Below are 19,905 nucleotides of genomic sequence, written 5' to 3'. Positions count from 1 at the left end.
TTTTGGAATAAAGATTTAAAGATTTTTGTCCGCATTTTTGTCCGCAAAAAGATTCGATCCATAGATTTTTTCGATAACCGACTGTTTCTCCCGATTCCAAATTCGCTGTGTTCGCTGCGCCGAAATAGATTGACATTCCTTCAATAAGCACACTATGATACATTAAACCGACCTAATTAATCGGATAAATCAGCGAATGGACGGAGGCGCACGTGTGAATATCGAAAACATCGAGTCTTTTGTCTACATCAACCATTACGGAAGTTTCAATAAAACCGCGGAAGCTCTGTTTCTGTCCCAGCCTTCGGTCACCGCGCGCATCCAGACGCTCGAACGCGAGCTGGGCTGCCGGCTGTTCGACCGGATCGGCAAGCAGGTGGTGCTGACGGAAGAAGGGCGCAAATTTCTCCCGTACGCGCAGGAGATGCTCAAAACGCTGCAAAAAGGCAGGCAGCATATCCGCCGTTCGGAGAAGCTGCCGCAGGAACTGCGGATCGGTAGCACCATCTCCGTGTCCAACTACCTGATTCCGGAACTGCTGCCCCGGCTGCAGGAACGCTACCCCGGCCTGCACGTCAAGCTGAGCACCGGCGGAACGGACGAAGTGGTGCGCAGACTGCTGGCGGGCGAGATCGATCTGGGCTTTATCCGCAAAGTCATGCACCCGTCGCTGAAAACGGCCGCTTTTTACGAAGACCCGATTCATCTGTACGTTCGGGCGGATCATCCGTTCGCGCAGGAAGAATCGGTATCGATCGAAGAACTTCAGGATCGCCGGCTGGTCTTTTTCGAATGCGGCACGCTGGACTGGCTGCGCATTCACCGGGCGTTCGAAGCGCTCGACTCGCCGCCGGAGATCGCGTTCCACGTCGACAATTCGGAAACGGCGAAAAAGCTTGTGCTCGGCGGCGCGGGGATCGGTTTCCTGCCGGCGGTGTGCGTGCGGGACGAGGTGCGCAGCGGACGTCTGCTTCCGGTGCGTGTGCGGGAACTGGCCGAGTTTACTTTGCAAACGAGCCTGGTCGCGCTGAGGCAGGACGATTCCCAGGTGACGCAGCATCTGGCGGAAGTGTTCGGCGAGCTGGTGCGGGAGCGGGAATTCGCGCTGTCGCCGCTGGAAACGAAGATTGGGGAAGAACGCGTCGCGGAAAAACTCGTGACGGAAAAATATATTCGCTTGGCGAGAGCGGCTTCGCGGTGAGGAAGCCGGGCTCGTGATTGGCGGGGCGAATCCGAACGCGATTTTCACCCGAGTCGTACGGAATCTGCTGCCGGCGCGGGCGGCGTATGCCGGGTTCAGGTTGATATCGGCTTCGCATCTGGCGGCTTTCCATAGCGGAAGCCGTTTTTTGTTGTGTTTTCCCGAGCAGGCTGCAAGCCCTGTATTTTGTTCCTTTTATAGGCCCGGCTTTCTTTTGAAAGCGCATTCCGATAAAATGGCTCTGAAAGCGGTCCGAAAGCATAAGCTTCCGAAAGCTGCGATCGACATCGGCGCCGCATCTTAATGAAAGGTGGACAAACTTTTGGAGAAAAGGATCAACGATTTCGTCAACGTGGGCATGATCGGTTACAAATTTATGGGCAAAGCTCACAGCAACGCTTACCGGGCGCTGCCGATGTTTCTGCCGGACGCGCCGAAGCCGGCTATGAAAGTCATCTGCGGCCGCGACGAAGAAGCGGTGCGCCGGGCGGGCGTCCAGTTCGGCTGGGAAGACGTCGAGACCGACTGGCGCAAACTGATCGCGCGGCCGGATATCGACCTGGTCGATATCAACGCTCCGAGCGACGCGCACAAAGAAATCGCGCTGGCCGCGGCCGCCGCGGGCAAACATATCTTCTGCGAAAAACCGCTGGCGCTGAATCTCAATGATGCACGCGAGATGCTGGAAGCGGCGGAGAATGCGGGCGTCAAGCACATGGTCGGCTTCAATTACCGCTTCGCGCCGGCCGTGCGCCTGGCCAAAAAGCTGGCGGAAGACGGGCGGCTGGGCCGCATTTATCATTTCCGCGCGCTTTTTTTGCAGGATTGGATTATGGACCCGGACTTTCCGCTGGTCTGGAGGCTGCAAAAAGAAGTCGCCGGTTCCGGTTCGCTCGGCGACCTCGGCGCGCATTCGATCGATATGGCCCGCTATCTGGTCGGCGAATTCGACGAGGTGGTCGGGATGAGCGAGACGTTTATCAAAGAGCGTCCGCTGCCGACCGAGATGACGGGGCTGACCGCCAAAGGAAACGCGGACGGGCCTCGCGGGCCGGTGACGGTGGACGACGCGGCGGTCTTTATGGCCCGGTTCGCAAACGGCGCGCTCGGCACGTTCGAAGCGACGCGTTTTGCCAACGGCCATCGCAGCACCAACTCGTTCGAGATCAACGGCAGCCGGGGGAGCGTGCGCTTCGACTTCGAGCGGATGAACGAGCTGGAGGTGTACTTCTCGGACGACGCCGAAGACGTGCAGGGCTTCCGGCGGGTGCTGGCGACCGACGCGGCGCACGACTACATGCACGCCTGGTGGCCCGCGGGACATACGATCGGCTACGAGCATACGGTCACGCACGAAGTGCACGAGCTGATGAACGCGATCCGCGAAGACCGTCAGCCCGCGCCCAACTTCGTCGACGGCGTGAAATGCCAGGCGGTGCTCGAAGCGGTCGAGCGTTCGGCGGCGGAGAAACGTTGGGTGAAGCTGGCGGAGTTCGATGCTTGAATCCGGAAATTTGAATCCAATAGACGAACGGGTCGGAAGGAGAACGGCAATGACGAAAAAAGCTTTGATCGTATGGGGAGGCTGGCTCGGGCACGAGCCGGAGCAGGTTGCGGAGATTTTTCGCGGCATTCTGGAAGAAGAAGGTTTCGAAGTGGAAACGGCCGCCGAGCTTGAAGTCTTCGCCGACGGCGACAAACTGCTCGGGCTGGACCTGATTATCCCGGTATGGACGATGGACCGGATCGAGCAGAAGCTGGTCGACAACGTATCGGCCGCGGTGCAGCGGGGAACGGGACTGGCCGGCTGCCACGGCGGGATGTGCGACGCTTTTCGCGACAATGTGGACTGGCAGTTTATGACGGGCGGCAACTGGGTGGCGCATCCGGGCAACGACGGCGTGGCGTACACGGTCAATATCCGCAATACGACCAGTCCGCTTGTGTCCGGCATGCAGGACTTCGAAGTGAAATCGGAACAGTATTATCTGCATGTCGATCCGGCGGTGGAAGTGCTGGCGACGACGCGCTTTCCGACGGTGCCCGGGCCGCACGCGGCGAACGGGCCGGTCGATATGCCGGTCGCCTGGAGCAAACGCTGGGGCGCCGGACGCGTCTACTACAATTCGCTCGGGCACGTGGCGAATATCGTCGATATGCCGGAAGTGAAAGAAATGATGCGCCGCGGCTTCCTGTGGGCGGCCGCGGGCAAAGAAGCGGCGGATCAAGCCGGAATCGAGCAGGCTGCGTATACGGGAATGGGGGACAATCAGCTGTGATGAAGATCGGTCTGATCGGCTGCGGAACCATCAGCCGGATCTATCTGGAAAATTTGACGAAGTCGCCGGATGTTAAGGTCGAAGCCTGCGCGGATCTGGATGTCAAGCGCGCGCGGGAGCGGGCGGACGAATTCGGCATCGGCAAAGCGTACACGGTCGAAGAGCTGCTGGACGATTCGGAAATCGATATCGTCGTCAATCTGACCGTGCCGCAGGCACACGCCGATATTTGCCTGCGCGCGCTGCGGGCGGGCAAGCACGTTTATGTCGAGAAGCCGTTGACGGTCTCGCGCGAGGAAGGGCTTGAGGTGCTGCGCGAAGCGCGGGAGCGCGGATTGAGAGTGGCGGGCGCGCCGGAAACGTTTCTGGGCGGCGGGCTCCAGACCTGCCGCGCGCTGATCGACGAAGGCGCGATCGGGACGCCGGTGGCGGCCAGCGGCTTTATGCTGTCGGGCGGGCATGAAAGCTGGCACCCCGATCCGGGATTCTACTACGCCAAAGGCGGCGGTCCGCTGTTCGATATGGGCCCGTATTACCTGACGGCGCTGGTGTCGCTGCTCGGCCCGCTGCGCCGGGTGACCGGTTCGGCCGTGATTACGCATGCGGAGCGCACGATTACGAGTGAACCGAAGCGCGGGCAGAAGATCGCCGTGGAGACGCCGACGCATCTGGCGGCCGTACTCGATTTCGCGCAGGGCGCGGTAGCGACGCTCGTGACCAGCTTCGACACCGGAGCCGGCACCAGCCTGCCGAACCTGGAGATCCAGGGCAGCGCCGGGACGCTGCTGGTGCCGGACCCGAATCATTTCGGCGGCGAGGTCAAGCTCAAGCGGGCGGGCGAAGAGAACTGGACGAGCGTGCCGCTGCGCTATGGGTTTACCGACAACAACCGCGGCATCGGCGTGATCGACCTGGCGCAGGCGATCGAGGAGGACCGTCCGCACCGGGCAAGCGGCGAACTGGCGTATCATGTGCTGGAAGCGATGCACGGCATCCACGACGCTTCGGCCGAAGGGCGGCATTATACGATGCGGAGCACCTGCAAGCGGCCGGAAGCGATGCCGCTGTAGCTGCGGAAACGACGACTTCGGAAACGGCAACAGCCTCGGACGGGTTATCCGCCGGAGGCTGTTTGTCGAGCGCTTTGACATTTTGACCGGTGAAGACGGTCTTTTTTACTTGGACGCGGGATCTTTTTTTACAATAGGAACGTCTACCTTGATCTTGCGGTTCGCCGACTTGATATCGGACAAAAACTGTTGTTCTTTTTCCGGTGAAATCAGCACGCTTCCGCCCGCATACACGATCTCCAGGCGGTCGCGCGCATGGGCCGGACCCGAACTCAGGCTCCGCTTGCGGCGGACCGTCTCGATCCGGTCGATTGGAATCTTCCAGTTCAGCGGGCCCGAGCGTATCAGCAGGTGGCCGCCCTGGATCTCGTAGCGCGTCAAATACCAGGTCGAAACGATAAACATCAGAATAAGCAGCCAGACCGGAATAAACAGCAGCGAACCGGCGGAAAGCGCCATCCAGACGAGAATCAGCAGTACGAGAACCGTCGCCCAGTGCAAAATAAAGAAAATTGGATCTTTGTCGCTTTTGTATTTGTGCATACCCGCCTCCGAATAAATAGTACCTTGTCAACGCTAAAGGTAAGGTTATGCTTGCCTGAATCGCACCTAAAGCGTGTGCGTTTCAGGCGAACATAAACCATTGATTAAGAGTTGACAAAGTATTAGTCTCCCGTTTATTCTACAGAATCCCGTCGGGAAAACCCATACCTCAAAAGCAAAGAATAGAAGAAAGTGCGGTTTACTCTTTCGCTTTACCAGAGAAAAGAGTATAGTAAGGGATCGGGGCGCTTTTTCGCGACTCCCTGGTAAAGAGATAAATAAACGGATTGCAAAGCGGGAGGAGACATTCAATTGGGCAGGGCAAATAAATTGGGATTTTGGATATTGACGGCGCTCGTCGTCGGCAATATGGTCGGATCGGGCATTTTCATGCTGCCGAGATCGCTGGCCGAAGCGGCCAGTCCGGCCGGTACGGTGCTGGCCTGGGCGGTGACCGGCTTCGGCGTCTTGATGCTGGCGCTTGTGTTCGGCAATCTGGCGCTGCGCAAGCCGGAGCTGAACGGCGGGCCGCAGATTTACGCCAAAGAGCTGTTCGCGAGCCGGCCGGCGCTGTCGCTGCTGTCGGGGTTTATGTCGAGCTGGGGCTACTGGATCGGCAATATCGCCGGCTTTGTCGCGGTCGTCACGACGTTCGCCAGCTATCTGTCGACGTTCGTGCCGGCGATGAACGACGGCGGCGTGCTGCTGACGCTCGGCAGTTTCGAGCTGACGATCGGACATGCGCTGAACTTCGCCGTTTGTTCGCTGCTGCTGTGGGCGACGCACTTCCTGGCGCTGCGCGGGATCGAAGGCGCGGGCCGTATCAACCTGATCGCGACGGCGACCAAAGTGATCGGTTTCGCGGTGTTTATCGGGATCGCGCTGTTCGCGTTCCGCGCTTCCAATATCGGTCCGTTCGCCGGACCGCACCTGAACGAAGCGGGGCGGGCGGCAGCGCTGCCGTCGCAGGTGAACGGCGCGGCGGTCGTGACACTGTGGGCGTTTATCGGCGTCGAATCGGCGACCGTATTCGCGGCGCGCGCCAAGCGCAAAGCCGACGTCAGCCGGGCGACGGTGGCGGGGCTTGCGATCTCGCTGGTGCTGTACGTCGGCATCAGCATCCTGACGATGGGCCTGCTGCCGCAGGCCGATCTGGTGAACTCGCAGAATCCGCTCGTCGACGCGATGACGGCGGTGCTCGGCTCGTACGGCGGCTATCTGCTGGCCGGCCTCGGGCTGGTCAGCCTGATCGGATCGACGATCGGCTGGGTGCTGCTCAGCGCGGAAGTGCCGTACGAAGCGGCCCGGCAGCGGGTGTTCCTCCAGCCGTTCCGGCGCGAGAACGGCCGCGGCATGCCGAAGCTGTCGCTGTGGATCTCGAACGGCCTGGGCCAGCTGCTGATCTTCTCGACCGTGTCGGGCTCGATCTCGCAGGCGTTCGATTTTATTATCGTGGTGGCGACGCTTGCCTATCTGGTCCCATACCTGATCGCTTCGGTCTACCAGCTCAAGCTGACGCTGACCGGCGAAAGCTACGCACGGCTGCGGGAGCGCCGGATGGACGGCGCCGTGGCGGCGCTTGCGACCGTGTACTCCGTCTGGGTCATTTACGCGGGCACGTCGGATTGGAAAACGTTCCTGTTCGGCGTGCTGCTGCTGGCGAGCGGTATCGTGTTCTATCCTCTGCTGCGCAGGCAGCTTCGCGCGTCGGAAACGGAAGCGGCCGGAGACCGGAAAGTTTCGTAACGGCATGGATCGATCGGTACCAACGAAAACGGACAGCCGCAGGGTGACAAACAACCGTATACGAAGAACGAAACACGATCAAAAGGACAGCCGCTCAGCGGCTGTCCTTTTTGGTGTGCTTTCGGATGCTTCGGGAAGGAGCGAATCATGAACAAAAAACACTTTGGCCCGGGCAAACGGACGGAAACGGCAAGGAGGAACCAAGCCGGGCCTCTATCGACGCTGCGAAGATTGGGAGAACCGCTGGCTTCCGAACCGTTCGGGGCGGCGCTGTCCGTGCTGATCGGACTGCTGTCGGCGCTGCTGAATCTGTCGCGGCCGGTGCTGCTGGGCATGATTGTCGGCGGGTTGACCGCGCGGCCGCAGGAAGCCGGATGGCGGATCGCCGCCGGGCTGTTTTTGCTGAGCTGGCTGGGCACCTGGCTGATGTCGTACGCCCTGGACCGGGTATCGGCCGGGGCCGAGCAGCAGATCCTGCTGAACCTGCGGATGCGAACGTTCCGCCATCTGCTGAAGCTGCCGGTGAAGCGCAGCGAAACGATTCCAGCGGGCCGGCTGGAATCGCATTTGCTGTCCGACCTGCCGAATTGGGCCAGGCTCTACGGAACGCTGCTGGCCGAAGTCGTGCATGCGTCGGCGCAGTTTGCCGGCGCGGCGCTTGCGCTGGCCGGTCTGGATCGCACGCTTGCGCTGCTGCTACTTCCTTTTCTGCTGCTGAGCGGATCGATTCCCGTTCTGAGCGGCCGCAGGCTGGTTGCGCTAGGCCGGGAAGCGCAGCACCGCGCGTCCTCGGTTTCCGAATGCGCGGCGGACCTGTCGCGCGGAATCAAGGAACTGCTGAGCGCGGGCGCGCAGACATGGGCGGAGCGCCGGTTAAGCGCGGCGTGCAAAGAAGCGGGAGCGGCGGAAGTCTCTTCCGCGCGGGCCCGTTCGCTGCTGCGGATTGCGGGCGGCGCGTCCGAAGTGTGCGCTTACGTGCTTGTAGTCGTTTACGGAGGCGCGCAGGTGTCGGGCGGGAAGCTGGAGATCGGCGAACTGGTTGCTTTTCTGGGGACGATCGAGCTGATCTTTTTCCCCGTCCGCTACGGAAGCGATCTTCTGGCGCAGCTGCACCGGTCCGCCGCTTCGGCGCGGCGAATGTGGGCGTTTCTCGATGAGCCTGCAGCAGAGAAGGCGTGCATGGAGACGAATGAGACGCAGGCGATCGAAGACACGCAAAGGACGCAGGGGATGAGTCTGAGGGGAGTCGGATTCACTTATAAAAACAGCGAAAAGCCGGCGCTGCGGCAGGTTGATCTGGAGGTGCGGCCGGGCGAGCTGGTTGCCGTGGTCGGAGCAAGCGGCTGCGGAAAGTCGACGCTGCTGCATGTGCTGGCCGGATTGTACGCGCCGACGGAAGGAACGGTCGATATTCGAAACGCCGCCTTGAACGGCCCCGCCGTTTTCGTCGCGCAGGAACCGCATCTGTTCGCTGTCGGTCCGGAGGAAAACGCCAAGCTCGGCCGCAGATTTACGCGCGGCGAACTGCTGCTCGCCGCGGCGGCGGTGCAGGCGGAAGGGCTGCCGGGTATCGGCGCTCAAGGTATTCAAAACGCTCCGATAGCGGAAAGCCGCTCGGGCCGAGAACTTTCCGGCGGCGAGCGGAGACGTCTGGCCCTGCTGCGCGCCTGGCTCGGCCGGCCGGATCTGCTGGTTCTGGACGAGCCGACCGCCGGACTCGACCCCGCCAACGCGGCCGCCGTCTGGCGAACGATCCGGACGCTGAACGGAGCCACGCGAATCGTCAGCACGCACCGGCCGGAAGAAGCGGCGGAAGCGGATCTGATTGTGCAGATGCGCGAAGGGAGAATTGCCGGAATCGAGCGCAGGGAAAAATCGGAGTGAACCGATCGGCCTCCCCGTTTGTTAAAGAGGATAACGCCAACCGCGTTTTGCGTGCGACCTGCCGCAAATTTGGCAAACGGGCTGCTCGTCCAGGCAGCCTGTCTTACTTAAAAGGAGGCGTCCCGATTGCCGCTTATATTGATGATGCATATTTTCACTCACTTGATCGCAGGCTGCTTTGTCGCATCGCTTGCGCTTGCGCGTAAAGAAATTTCTTTTATGGAGAAAATCTTTATTTTGGGCGCTTCGTCTTGCTTCGGGATTCTGCCCGATTTGTTGGGGCCGCGGGATGCTTCGCCATGGTCGCATTCGCTGATTGTCATGGGGGCGCTCATGCTTCCGCTTGTCTATTTACTCCGGTTTTTTTTCAAAAAACGCTCTTATATCGAATTGTATGTATGCTTTGCGGGAAGCGTCTTTGCGCATATTCTGGTCGATTATCTGGGGCACGGCGTGCATCTGATCTATCCTTTTTCCCCGCAAGCCTATACCCTGCCGCTAATCTACCTGGGCGACCCCACGCTGTGGATGCCGATGCTGCTCGGGACGCTGGCGTTTATGTTTCCGGTAAAAATGAAAAGCAGATCGGGGTTGAACGTTCTGCTGCTCCTGTTTGTCCTTGTTTATCTGGGTCTGAAAATCGTTCGGGTTGGCCAAATTGAACAAAAGCTTGCGCGAGAGTTCACTTTTACGCCGGAAGCGGTCGTGCAGGTTCATCCGGTGGAGGAGAATCAGATGAAGACGTTTGCGGATTTCTGGACGCTGGGTTTCGACGCGACGGATTCGCAAAGAATCGTCAGAGGGACCGTTCCGGTCTGGAGCGGGCAGATGCGTTGGAACCTGAACGGAATCTATCGGGCGGAAGGGGAAGTGGTTGTCGAAAGGACGGGCAAAGACGGACTGGAAGTCGTCTATCGACGGCCGTCTTCCGAAAACGAGGTTCTTTTGGAAGTGCTGGAAGAGAAAAAGGATGGAAATGACGTTCTCATCGTGGCGCGCGACAGGGAGGGGAACCGTCGTTGGTTCATATTCAGGAAGGGAAAATGGGGATTTTTATAGGCAATCGCTCGAAACGTCCACGCGGATTTGTCCCGTCTGCTCGTCTCCTGTTAAACTGAGAACACAACGAGCAGACCTAAAAGAAACGGTGGAGAAAACAAATGACCATTATCGGAATCGATCTGGGCACGACCAACAGCGCCGTATCGGTATGGAGAGAAGGCCGTTCGCTGCTGATTCCCAACGCGCTGGGCGATAAATTGACGCCTTCGGTCGTCGGAGTCGACGACAACGGCGATATTCTGGTGGGGCGGATCGCGCAGGAACGGCTGCTTACGCATCCGCTGCTGACGGCCGGCGCGTTCAAGCGTCATATGGGCACGGCTAAAGAAATCCGTCTCGGCGACCGCCGCTTCCGGCCCGAAGAGCTGTCGGCGCTGGTGCTGCGGGCGCTGAAAGCGGACGCGGAAAGCTATCTGGGCGAACCGGTAACGGAAGCCGTAATCAGCGTCCCGGCATACTTCAACGACACGCAGCGCAAAGCGACCCGGATGGCCGGCGAACTGGCGGGACTCCAGGTGGAACGTCTGCTGAACGAGCCGACGGCCGCCGCGATCGCTTACGGTTTGCATCAGCAGCGGCCGGAAACGCAGTTTCTCGTATTCGACCTGGGCGGCGGAACGTTCGACGTGTCGATCCTGGAGCTGTTCGACGGCGTGATGGAAGTCAAAGCGATCGCGGGCGACAACTATCTCGGCGGCGAGGACTTTACAAATGCGATCGTCGAGCATTTTCTGAACGCTTTCGGCACGCAGTCGTCCGAATTGGAGCGCAAAACGCTGGCTTTCCTGCGGGATCAGGCGGAAGCGGGCAAACGGAATCTGTCTCGCCGGCAGCCGATCGTCATGAGAGCGGGCATCGGCGGCGAAACGAAAGAGCTGCGGATCGACCGCGACCGCTTCGAGCAGCTGGTCCAGCCTCTGGTCGACCGGCTGCGCCGGCCGATCGAACGCGCGCTGCTCGACGCCTCGATCGACGCTGCGTCCATCGACGAAATCGTGATGGTCGGCGGGGCTTCGCGCATGCCGGTCGTCTACTCCATGCTGAGCCGGATGTTCGGCCGCCTGCCGGCCGCGAATATCGATCCGGACGAGACGGTCGCCGCCGGAGCGGGCGTGCAGGCGGGCATGAAAGAGCGCAGCGAGGAATTGCAGGATATCGTGATGACCGACGTTTGCCCGTATACGCTGGGCACCGAAGTGGCGATCTCGCACACGACGGGCGAATACGAAGGCGGGCATTTCAGCCCGATTATCGATCGCAATACATTTGTTCCGGTCAGCCGCGTGAAGCGCTTTTCCACCATGAACGAAGAGCAGCGCAAGATTATCGTGAAAATCTATCAGGGCGAGAACCGGATGGCCGCGAACAATCTGCTGCTGGGCGAACTGGAAGTGGAATTTCCGCCGGATACGACGGGGATTCGCGAAGTCGATATCCGGTATACGTACGATATCAACGGCATTCTGGAAGTCGAAGTCAAGACCGTCGGCATCGACGATGTGCACCGGATCGTGATCGAAGAGAATCCGGGCGTGATGAGCCGCGAGGAGATCGAACGCAGACTGGCGGGGCTGGCCGCGCTGAAGATGCACCCGCGCGACCAGGAGCGCAACCGTCTGCTGCTGGCGCGCGGCGACCGGCTGTACGAAGAACGGCTCGGCGACGAGCGCGAATGGATCGGGCTCGCCATGCAGCGGTTCGAAGCGGCGCTGAACCGCCAGGACGAGCACGAGATCAAAGAAGAAGCGCAGCGGCTGGAGCATTTTTTGAATCAATTCGAGCGGAACCGGTACTGAAACATGAGCATGGATACGGAAGTCTGGCAGGTCCTCGGCCTCGCGCCGACGGGAGACGCCCGCGCAATCAAGCGGGCGTATGCGGCGCTGCTCAAACAGACGAGTCCGGAAGACGACCCGGAAGGATTTCAAAGGCTAAGAGAAGCTTATGACGAAGCGCTGAAGCAGGCGAAAGCGATCGCCGCGGATGCCACGGGCGAAGCGGACGGAGCGGCCGGACAAGAAGCGCAGGACGGTCGGCCGGAGAGAGGGGCGCGTCTTCCCGCCTGGGGAGAAGCCAACCGTCTGGCGCTGCGCCGCAAAAGTCGGGAAGCGCCGGAGGAATCGGAGCGGACGGAAAAGCGCGATCCGTCGGAGCCCGCGACCCGGCGGCAAGAACAGCCCGGGGCGTCCGGCACGGCTTCTTCGCCGGAAGCCCCGGGCGCCGGGCGAAGCGGCGAAGTCGAAACGTTTATGCGGCGTCTTCATTCGATCTATAACGATTATGCTTCGCGCATCCGCATCGAGGCGTGGAGCGAGCTGCTCGAAAGCGGGCAGCTGCAGGATCTGGCGTTCAAACAGGAGATTCAGCCCGAACTGCTGCGCTTTCTGGCGGCTCATTACCAGCTGCCTCTTCCGGTCTGGCGCATGCTCGACCGGCTGTTCTACTGGACCGAAGACGAGATCGGACTAACCCGTCTCGTTCCGCCGGAATTCGCCGCTTTCGTAATCGATTCGATCCGTCAGCCTTCGGAGCTGCGGTTCGAATTCCTGCCGGCCGCGCCGGACTTCGATCCCGACGAGTTTCTCGGCCTGAGATCGCGCGGAGCGAGTCTGCTGAGAAGCGGGCGGCTGCGGGAAGCGGTGGAGGATTTCGACCGGGCGTGCGAAATGTTCGGCTTCGACCCCGATCTGCTGCGGCTGCGGGCGACCGCGCTGCATCTGCTCGGTGAAGATCTGCGGGCCGAAGAAGATTGGCGCGCGATTCTGCACAGCTATCCCGGCGAGCGCGACGCGCTGCTGCGTCTGGCGGACCGGCTGTTGGACACGGAGCGGGCTTCCGAAGCGCTCGGATTGATCCGGCGTGCGCTGGATCTGCTGCCGAACGATCCGGCGGCGCTGCTGGCGCTGGCGCGCTGCCTGCGGGAGCTGGAATGCTTCGCGGAAGCGCGTCAGAGCTGCGAGCTTGCCCTGCTGCTGGAGCCGTCGGATATCGAGCTGCGCATCCGGCTGCTGGAGCTCCGGGAGCTGGAGCTGGAAGGGCTGCTGCGGGTCCTGAAGCGGTATCCCGGCGACCGGGAAGCGCGCTTCGCCGCCGGCGAACTGCTGCTCGAATTGGAGCGCTACGAAGAATGCGAGGCGCTGATGACGGAAGCTCCGCTGTACGGGCTGACGAGCGGGATGAAGGCGCTGCTCGGCCGCGCGCTGCTTGAGCTGGATCGTGCGGAAGAAGCTGCGCCGCTGTTCGACCAGGCGGTCGAAACGGCGGATTCCGAAAGGCCGGACGGCTGTTACGCAAAGCTGCGCCGCGGATTGTTCCGGTTAAGGCTGCGGGATTTGCAGGGGGCGGAAGCCGACCTTCTTGCGGCGGCTTCGCTCGGCGCCGGCGGTCACGAACTGGCGGCGGGCCTGGCGGTCTGCGCGCACAGCGCGCGGCGCTGCGAAGAAGCGCTGGCTTATATCGACGAGGCTTTGTACGGCAAGCCCGACAGCCGGTACCACCATTTCCGGGCGCATATCCTGTACGATCTGAAGCGTTACGAGGAAGCGATCGCGCCGCTCGATCTGCGGCTCGATTTCGAACAGGAGCCGATGCCCGTATTCTGGATGAAAGGCGTTTGTCATATGAAGATCGGACAGTACGAAGAAGCGATGGAATATCTGAGCCGGGCGAGAAGCCTGGACGATTCGGTCACCGTGCGCTACCGGCTGGCCGAGCTGTATATAAGGCTTGAACGGTACGAAGAAGCGGCGGCCGAACTTCAAGACGTGCCGAATAAAGACGACGCGCTGCTGCTTCTGCTGGGTTATGCCTGCCGCAAGCTGGGCCGGCGCGGCGACGCGCTGCGCTGCTTTGTCGACGCGGCGAATCTTGCGCCGCGCGATCTTCGCGCCGCCCGCTTTGCGCTGGACGAACTGGCGGCAGGCGGAGACATCGCCGCGCTGACTTACGCGGAGCGCATTCTGGAGGCTTCGCCGGACGATATCGAGACGCAGATGCGGCGCTTGAGCATTCTGTTCGAATACGGACGGACCGCCGAAGCGCGGCAGGCGCTGGCGGAGATGTTGGACCGCGTTTCGCCCGGCGGCGTGCATCCGTATATCCGGCATTATGCCGGCACGCTGCTGCTGGACCGCAGGGAATACGCGCAGGCGGCGGAGCAGCTTCAATACGCGTACGACGCGGGACTTCGCGACGATACCGCCAGCCTGCTGTCGATCGCCCGCTTCGAGACCGGAATGGCGGACGAAGCGCTTCGTCTGGCGCGTGAAGTTCTGGCGGCCGAGCCGGAACACGCCGATTATCGGGCGAGACTGGAGCGCATGGAAGGCAAAAGTAAAACTTCCGGCATTCTGCGGCTGCTCCAGGGGCGGCCGAACCGGGAATCCTGGCCGTTCAGCGTCAAGCTTCGCCCGCTGCTGTTCGCCCCGCGAGACGAACCGCCTTACGATACGGAGGTAGTATGGACATGATGGACGAATCTGCGTACAAACGTGCCCTGCAGTGGGCAATGGCGCTTGGCGCGCCGCTGCTGGAATCGAACGATGCCGAGCCTCCTTATGCGTTCGAAGATTGCGACTTCGGCGTAGGCGGTATGCTGGAAGAACAGTGGGGCGTCACCGAAGCCTACGATGTGCGGAATCTGGCGGAACGGATGTGGGCCGGGATGCACAATCCTTCTTTCCAGGAGATTCGGCTGCTGCTCGGCGGCATGACCCTGGCCGAGCGCCGCGCTTATATCGGCCGGATCGACCGGAATACCGATCGTTACGCCGATTTCTATACGGTCAATCTGTATATGGACCGGCTGCCGCCGGCCGGCATCGCCGCCTGGGACTGGGGCCGGCTTGCGTTCTATGTCCGCTGCGCGCGGATGACCGGCTTGATCGGCGAAGCGGAAGAGAATGCTTATCTGCTGAATACCGCGCTTCGCGCGCGCTTTGCGTACCGGAGCTGGCCCGACTACGCGGTCGCTTATATGGCCGGCCGCCAGTTCTGGCGCCGGGATATTTCGGAAGAATGGTCCGAGATCAATCTGGGCCAGCTGCGCAGCCTGCTGATCGGCAGGCGCAGCCTGTGGCGGGAGCTGGAATGGGAGATCGACCTGCCGGAGCCGCCGAATCTGCCGGAGTACGGGAGGGATGAACGATGAAGACCCGGGTCGAAGTCCGTGAATACGCGTCTGTCAATCAAAGCCTGGTCGCCGACCTGATCCTGAGTATTCAACAGGACGAATACGGCATCCCGATCACCCTGGAAGATCAGCCGGACCTATTGGAGATCGAGAACTTTTACCGGCGGGGCAAAGGAAACTTCTGGACGGCGCTGAACGGGGAGCGGGTCGTCGGCACGATTGCGCTGCTGGATATCGGTGACGGCCGCGCGGCTCTGCGCAAAATGTTCGTGGCGGAAGATTTTCGCGGCGGCGGACTCGGGGTTTCGCGGCAGCTGCTGCAAAGCGCGATAAGCTGGGCCGCCGAACGCGGAATATCGGAGATCTGGCTGGGAACGACTCCGGCGTTCAAAGCGGCGCACCGTTTTTACGAGAAGAACGGTTTTGCCGAAGTGCCGCGCGGCGAACTGCCGGAAAGATTTCCGGTGATGGAAGTGGATAAGAAGTTCTACAGGTTGGCGCTTGGTTAAGTCGGGCAAAGCCGATCGGTAAAAAGAACGTCGTGAAAAAGCAGGCGCGAAAGCTTCTAACGAAGCTCTTCGGGCCTGCTTTGTCTTTTATTGCGGATGTATGCCCATTGATGCGTCTTCGCCGGTTACATTTCGAATTCCTTATAACGGAAAAATATTTTTATCGGCGCATCGGCTTGATCTGCCCCGCTCTTTTGGCGCGAGACAGCATGAAGACCGCCAGCAGCAGCCCGATCGCAACCGGAACGAGCGAGCCTTCGAGGCCAAAGTCTCCGCCGGTCAGCCAGGCCGAACCGCCGACGCGGACTTCGAACAGGCCGGAAACGTCCAGACCGGAAACCTGGATGCCCAGCAAACTTTCGGAAGCGTTCCAGGCAAAATGCAGTCCGGTGACGAACCACAGATTGCGGCGCCACAGAAAAGCCGCGCCGAGCAGCAGGCCGGCTTCGACGGCGATTGCGGCCGCGCTGAGCAGGGTGGCGGAGGGATTGGCGAGATGGACGGCGCCGAAGAACAGCGAAGTCGCCGCGAGCGCGATCCAGCTGCCGCCGATGCGTTCGATCGCTTGAAGCAGCAGGCCGCGGAATATCATTTCCTCGAACAGCGCCGCGCTCGCGAACAGGACCAATCCGGCGATCAGGCTGCCCGCGGCGTCCGCCGGGGCCCAGCGAAACGAATAGCCGCCGAAGATCGCGATCACGAGCACGGACAGCCCGATAAACAGCAGGCCGGTTCCGATCCCGAGCAGCGTTTCGCGTCCGGCCCGCTGCGTCGAAAGTTCGGGAACGGGCCGGCGGGCGATTTTTTTCATGACGAGCAGGTAGACGGCCGAGTAAGCGGCGATGCTTAACAGCGACAGCAGAACGATTAGCGCCGCTCCTCCGGAAGAGCCGGGGATTGGGGCGAGCAGGCCGTTGCAGAGCACCAGCAGCAGAAAGCCGAGGATCGCCCACACAAGCGGGTAGCGGAAAAAGGCGGCTGCTTTGGCATTCATTTTTTATCTTCTCCTTTTATAAAAAGTTACCGAGTAAGCCAACTTGATTTTAGCTTTTGTTGAAAATGATGTCTATAGAAAAAACGAATATCAATCAAAACAAACAATTCCGATAAATAAAATATGTTTTCGCTGAAAAAACTATAGCTTTGCGGGTTGTCACCCGTTATAATCAACGCAAACAAGACCGAACGCCCGGGTAGGACGAAGACCTGGATAGGCGGCTCGATACGTTTACGAAAGAGAGGGAAAATTATGCGGTCTTCAAAAGGATTTTCGGTACGCACGATCGTCGCGATCGGGATCGGGGCGGCACTGTTTATCGTGCTGGCGCGCTTCGGTTCGATTCCGACCGGTATTGCGAATACCAATCTGCAAACGAACTATGCGATCCTCGCACTGTTCGCTTTGCTGTACGGTCCGTGGGCCGGGCTGCTGATCGGCCTGATCGGGCATACGCTGGCGGATTTGATTTCCTACGGCGCGCCGTGGTTCAGCTGGGTCATCGCTTCCGGCATCGCGGGGCTGCTGTACGGGCTGTTTAACAGGGGCGCCCGGATCGAAGAAGGGCAGTTCGGCATCAAAGAAATCATCCGTTTCAATATCGGGCAGATTATTGCCAACGCGGTATCCTGGTTCGTCGCGGCTCCGGTGCTCGATATTCTGATCTATGCCGAACCGGGCGACAAAGTGTTCACGCAGGGCCTGGTGGCCGGCGGTCTGAATATTCTCGTCGTGGCCGTGCTCGGGACGCTGCTCGCGGCGGCCTACGCCAAAACGCGCACCAAGCGGGGAAGCTTGACGCGAGAAGCGTAGCATGTGAAAATTGAGGCGGAATAGAGGAAAGCCGGTGTTCGCAGCCGGCTTTTTCCTGTGTCCGCCCCGCGGGCGACGACGCGAAATAACGAGCACGACGAAGCAGAAAGGAATCCCATGAGAAAACCGGTCATCGAATTCGAACGTTTTACTTTTCAATACCGCGCCCAGAGCGAACCTACGCTGCATGAAATCGATCTGAGCATTTATGAAGGAGAAAAGGTGCTGATTGTCGGTCCGTCGGGCTCTGGCAAAAGCACGCTTGCGCACTGCATCAACGGTCTGGCGCCGCATTTCTATCCGGGCGAGCGCTCGGGCGGTCTGAAGATCATGGGCGAACCCGCGGACGGTTGGAACATCGCGGAGCTGTCCGATCGGATCGGGACGGTGATGCAGGACCCGGACGGGCAGTTTGTCGGCCTGACGGTGGCGGAAGATATCGCGTTCAAGCTGGAAAACGACGGCGTTGCCCATGCGGAGATGGTGCGGCGGGTGGAAGAAGCGGCGGCGGAAGTCGATTTTCTCGACTTTCTGAACGCTTCGCCGCAGGAACTGTCGGGCGGCCAGAAGCAGAAAACGACACTGGCCGGAGGATTGGTCGGCGGCGCTCCGATTCTGCTGTTCGACGAGCCGCTGGCCAGCCTCGATCCGCACGCCGGCCGGTCGACGGTCGAGCTGATCGACCGGCTGCACCGCGAATCGAAGCGCACGATCGTGATTATCGAGCACCGGCTGGAAGAGATGCTGCATTGTCCGGTCGACCGGGTGATCGTGATCGACGACGGACGCATCGCCGCCGATCTGCCGCCGGAACAGCTGCTGTGCTCGGATCTGCTGCGGGCAAAAGGCATTCGCGAGCCGCTGCATTTGACCGCGCTGCGCTATGCCGGCTGCGAAGTGACGCCGGAGATGCGCCCGCGCAGCGTCGAGACTATCGAGCTTGAGCCCGGCGCCGGCCGGCTGCGAAGCTGGTACGAAGCGAATGCGGCCGCGCCCGAGACTGCCGTACGGGAGCCTCTGCTGGAGCTGAACGGAATTACGTTCGGCTACGATCCCGCCCGCCCGGTGCTGCGCGATGTATCGCTGTCGGTGGGCCGCGGCGAGATTCTGTGCATCGCCGGACGCAACGGAGCGGGCAAATCGACGATTTCGCGCCTGATCTGCGGCTTCCACAAGCCTATCGAAGGTTCGATTCGCCTTGAAGGGCGCGATCTGCTCGACGACTCGATTCGCGAACGCGCGCAGCGGATCGGCTTTGTGATGCAGAATCCCAATCATATGCTGTCCAAGCCGCTGCTGTACGACGAAGCGGCGCTCGGACTGCTGAATCGCGGCGTGCCGGCGGAAGAGATTCGCGAGCGGGTGCACGAAACGCTGCGCGTCTGCGGCCTGTATCCGTTTCGCGGCTGGCCGGTGTCCGCGCTCAGCTACGGACAGAAGAAGCGCGCCACGATCGCGTCGATTCTCGTTCTGCGTCCGGATATCCTGATTCTCGACGAACCGACGGCCGGACAGGACTTTCGCCATTACAACGAGATGATGCGGTTTCTGCTGGAGCTGAACCGCGGCGGCATGACGCTGATCCTGATTACGCACGACATGCACCTGATGCTCGAATACGGACAGCGCGCGATCGTTCTGTCCGAAGGACGCCGGATCGCCGACGCCGCGCCGGCCCGTATTCTCGGCGACGCCGCGCTCGTGGAAGAAGCGCATCTGAGCGAAACGTCGCTGCATCTTCTGGCCCGCCGGGCCGGCATATCGCCGGAAGACGAGTTCGTCGCCCGGTTCATCCGATCGGAAAAGGAGCTGACAAGCTGATGGCGGTTAAACTCCTCGCGTACTCCGATATCGCTTCGCCCGTCCACCGGTTGAACGGCGTCACCAAGCTGCTCTGCTTTATAATCGGCTCGGTGACGGGCATGGTCATTTACGACACGCGCTGTCTGCTGGCGCTGCTGGCCGTATCGCTGACCGCTTTTTACTTGTCGAAAGTTCCGTTCAAACAGTATTCGTTTGTCCTGTATCTGATCCTGATCTTTTCCCTGCTCAATCAGCTGGCGATCTTTCTGTTTGCGCCGGAGCAGGGCACGCTGATCTACGGCACGCGCCACGAACTGCTGCATATCGCCGGACATTACTCGCTGACGGCAGAGCAGCTGTTTTACCAGTTCAACGTTATGCTGAAGTACGCCGTCGTCGTCCCGCTGGCGCTGCTGTTTCTGCTGACGACCGATCCGAGCGAATTCGCTTCCTCGCTGAACCGGATCGGCGTGAGTTACAAGATCGCTTACGCGATCTCGCTGACCATGCGCTACATTCCGGATGTGCAGCAGGAATTCGTCAATATTTCGACCGCCGCGCAGGCGCGCGGAATCGATCTGTCGCGCAAAGAAAAGCCGGGCCGGCGATTGAAAAACGCAGTCTCGATTCTGTTTCCGCTTGTGCTCTCGACGCTGGAACGGATCGAGAAAGTCAGCGCGGCGCTGGAGCTGCGCGGCTTCGGACGGGGGCGCCGGCGCACCTGGTACAAAACGCGTCCGCTTACGACAACCGATGCAGCCGTTCTGACCGCGGCGGTTCTGCTGTCGGCAGCGGCGTTTACCGTCACGTTTTGGGACGGATCGCGCTTTTACAATATTTTTGTATAACCTGCAAACATGCCCGGCC

At 60.7% G+C, this 19,905-nt stretch carries 16 protein-coding genes; 14 read left to right on the top strand and 2 right to left on the bottom strand.

Annotated features, from left to right (window positions below; all coding sequences use genetic code 11):
• Positions 1–214: 214 nt before the first annotated feature.
• The 4 genes from QWJ34_RS19690 (at position 215) to QWJ34_RS19675 (ending at position 4,550) form a co-directional block, all read left to right on the top strand.
• On the top strand, positions 215–1,201 hold the full coding sequence (locus QWJ34_RS19690) for a LysR family transcriptional regulator (protein WP_302730479.1): 987 nt from the start codon (positions 215–217) through the stop codon (positions 1,199–1,201).
• 358 nt (positions 1,202–1,559) lie between these two features.
• On the top strand, positions 1,560–2,705 hold the full coding sequence (locus QWJ34_RS19685; protein WP_302730497.1) for a Gfo/Idh/MocA family protein: 1,146 nt from the start codon (positions 1,560–1,562) through the stop codon (positions 2,703–2,705).
• Between the two features lie 49 nt (positions 2,706–2,754).
• A complete protein-coding gene (locus QWJ34_RS19680) occupies positions 2,755–3,480 on the top strand; it encodes a ThuA domain-containing protein (protein ID WP_302730477.1) in 726 nt (241 codons plus the stop codon).
• On the top strand, positions 3,480–4,550 hold the full coding sequence (locus QWJ34_RS19675) for a Gfo/Idh/MocA family protein (RefSeq protein WP_302730496.1): 1,071 nt from the start codon (positions 3,480–3,482) through the stop codon (positions 4,548–4,550). Before QWJ34_RS19680 ends, QWJ34_RS19675 begins: the two co-directional genes overlap by 1 nt.
• 105 nt (positions 4,551–4,655) lie before the next feature.
• On the opposite strand, the gene QWJ34_RS19670 is transcribed toward QWJ34_RS19675, so the two are convergent.
• Positions 4,656–5,093 carry a PH domain-containing protein gene (locus QWJ34_RS19670; protein ID WP_302730475.1) on the bottom strand — a complete coding sequence of 146 codons (438 nt, stop codon included), beginning with the start codon at positions 5,091–5,093 and terminating at the stop codon, positions 4,656–4,658.
• 312 nt (positions 5,094–5,405) lie between these two features.
• Between QWJ34_RS19670 and QWJ34_RS19665 the strand changes: the two genes are divergently transcribed.
• From QWJ34_RS19665 to QWJ34_RS19635, 7 genes are all read left to right on the top strand, one after another.
• Positions 5,406–6,839, top strand: coding sequence for an amino acid permease (locus QWJ34_RS19665; RefSeq protein ID WP_302730473.1), 1,434 nt, complete (start codon positions 5,406–5,408; stop codon positions 6,837–6,839).
• A gap of 147 nt (positions 6,840–6,986) precedes the next feature.
• Positions 6,987–8,723 carry an ABC transporter ATP-binding protein gene (locus tag QWJ34_RS19660; protein WP_302730472.1) on the top strand — a complete coding sequence of 579 codons (1,737 nt, stop codon included), beginning with the start codon at positions 6,987–6,989 and terminating at the stop codon, positions 8,721–8,723.
• A gap of 141 nt (positions 8,724–8,864) precedes the next feature.
• The gene (locus QWJ34_RS19655) at positions 8,865–9,782 is read left to right on the top strand and encodes a metal-dependent hydrolase (protein ID WP_368046906.1); all 918 of its coding nucleotides are present in this window, start codon (positions 8,865–8,867) and stop codon (positions 9,780–9,782) included.
• Between the two features lie 101 nt (positions 9,783–9,883).
• Positions 9,884–11,581 carry a molecular chaperone HscC gene (locus QWJ34_RS19650; protein ID WP_302730468.1) on the top strand — a complete coding sequence of 566 codons (1,698 nt, stop codon included), beginning with the start codon at positions 9,884–9,886 and terminating at the stop codon, positions 11,579–11,581.
• A gap of 3 nt (positions 11,582–11,584) precedes the next feature.
• Complete coding sequence (locus QWJ34_RS19645; protein WP_302730466.1) at positions 11,585–14,254, top strand: tetratricopeptide repeat protein; 2,670 nt, start codon at positions 11,585–11,587, stop codon at positions 14,252–14,254.
• Complete coding sequence (locus tag QWJ34_RS19640) at positions 14,251–14,934, top strand: DUF1266 domain-containing protein (RefSeq protein ID WP_302730464.1); 684 nt, start codon at positions 14,251–14,253, stop codon at positions 14,932–14,934. Before QWJ34_RS19645 ends, QWJ34_RS19640 begins: the two co-directional genes overlap by 4 nt.
• Complete coding sequence (locus QWJ34_RS19635) at positions 14,931–15,425, top strand: GNAT family N-acetyltransferase (RefSeq protein ID WP_302730462.1); 495 nt, start codon at positions 14,931–14,933, stop codon at positions 15,423–15,425. The genes QWJ34_RS19640 and QWJ34_RS19635 overlap by 4 nt, the downstream gene beginning before the upstream one ends.
• Positions 15,426–15,585: 160 nt before the next feature.
• Here the strand turns inward: QWJ34_RS19635 and QWJ34_RS19630 are convergent, their stop codons facing one another.
• The gene (locus QWJ34_RS19630) at positions 15,586–16,419 is read right to left on the bottom strand and encodes a CPBP family intramembrane glutamic endopeptidase (protein WP_302730461.1); all 834 of its coding nucleotides are present in this window, start codon (positions 16,417–16,419) and stop codon (positions 15,586–15,588) included.
• Positions 16,420–16,674: 255 nt separating this feature from the next.
• Between QWJ34_RS19630 and QWJ34_RS19625 the strand changes: the two genes are divergently transcribed.
• The 3 genes from QWJ34_RS19625 to QWJ34_RS19615 all read left to right on the top strand — a co-directional run bounded on the left by QWJ34_RS19625 (position 16,675) and on the right by QWJ34_RS19615 (position 19,886).
• Complete coding sequence (locus QWJ34_RS19625; RefSeq protein WP_302730459.1) at positions 16,675–17,235, top strand: ECF-type riboflavin transporter substrate-binding protein; 561 nt, start codon at positions 16,675–16,677, stop codon at positions 17,233–17,235.
• A gap of 117 nt (positions 17,236–17,352) precedes the next feature.
• Positions 17,353–19,056, top strand: a complete 1,704-nt coding sequence (locus QWJ34_RS19620; protein ID WP_302730458.1) for an ABC transporter ATP-binding protein — start codon at positions 17,353–17,355, stop codon at positions 19,054–19,056.
• Positions 19,056–19,886 carry an energy-coupling factor transporter transmembrane component T family protein gene (locus tag QWJ34_RS19615; protein WP_302730456.1) on the top strand — a complete coding sequence of 277 codons (831 nt, stop codon included), beginning with the start codon at positions 19,056–19,058 and terminating at the stop codon, positions 19,884–19,886. Before QWJ34_RS19620 ends, QWJ34_RS19615 begins: the two co-directional genes overlap by 1 nt.
• Positions 19,887–19,905 lie beyond the last annotated feature (19 nt).

It is taken from the genome of Saccharibacillus sp. CPCC 101409 (assembly GCF_030518235.1).
Classification (GTDB): domain Bacteria; phylum Bacillota; class Bacilli; order Paenibacillales; family Paenibacillaceae; genus Saccharibacillus.
This window is presented reverse-complemented; position numbering and strand designations above follow the sequence as displayed.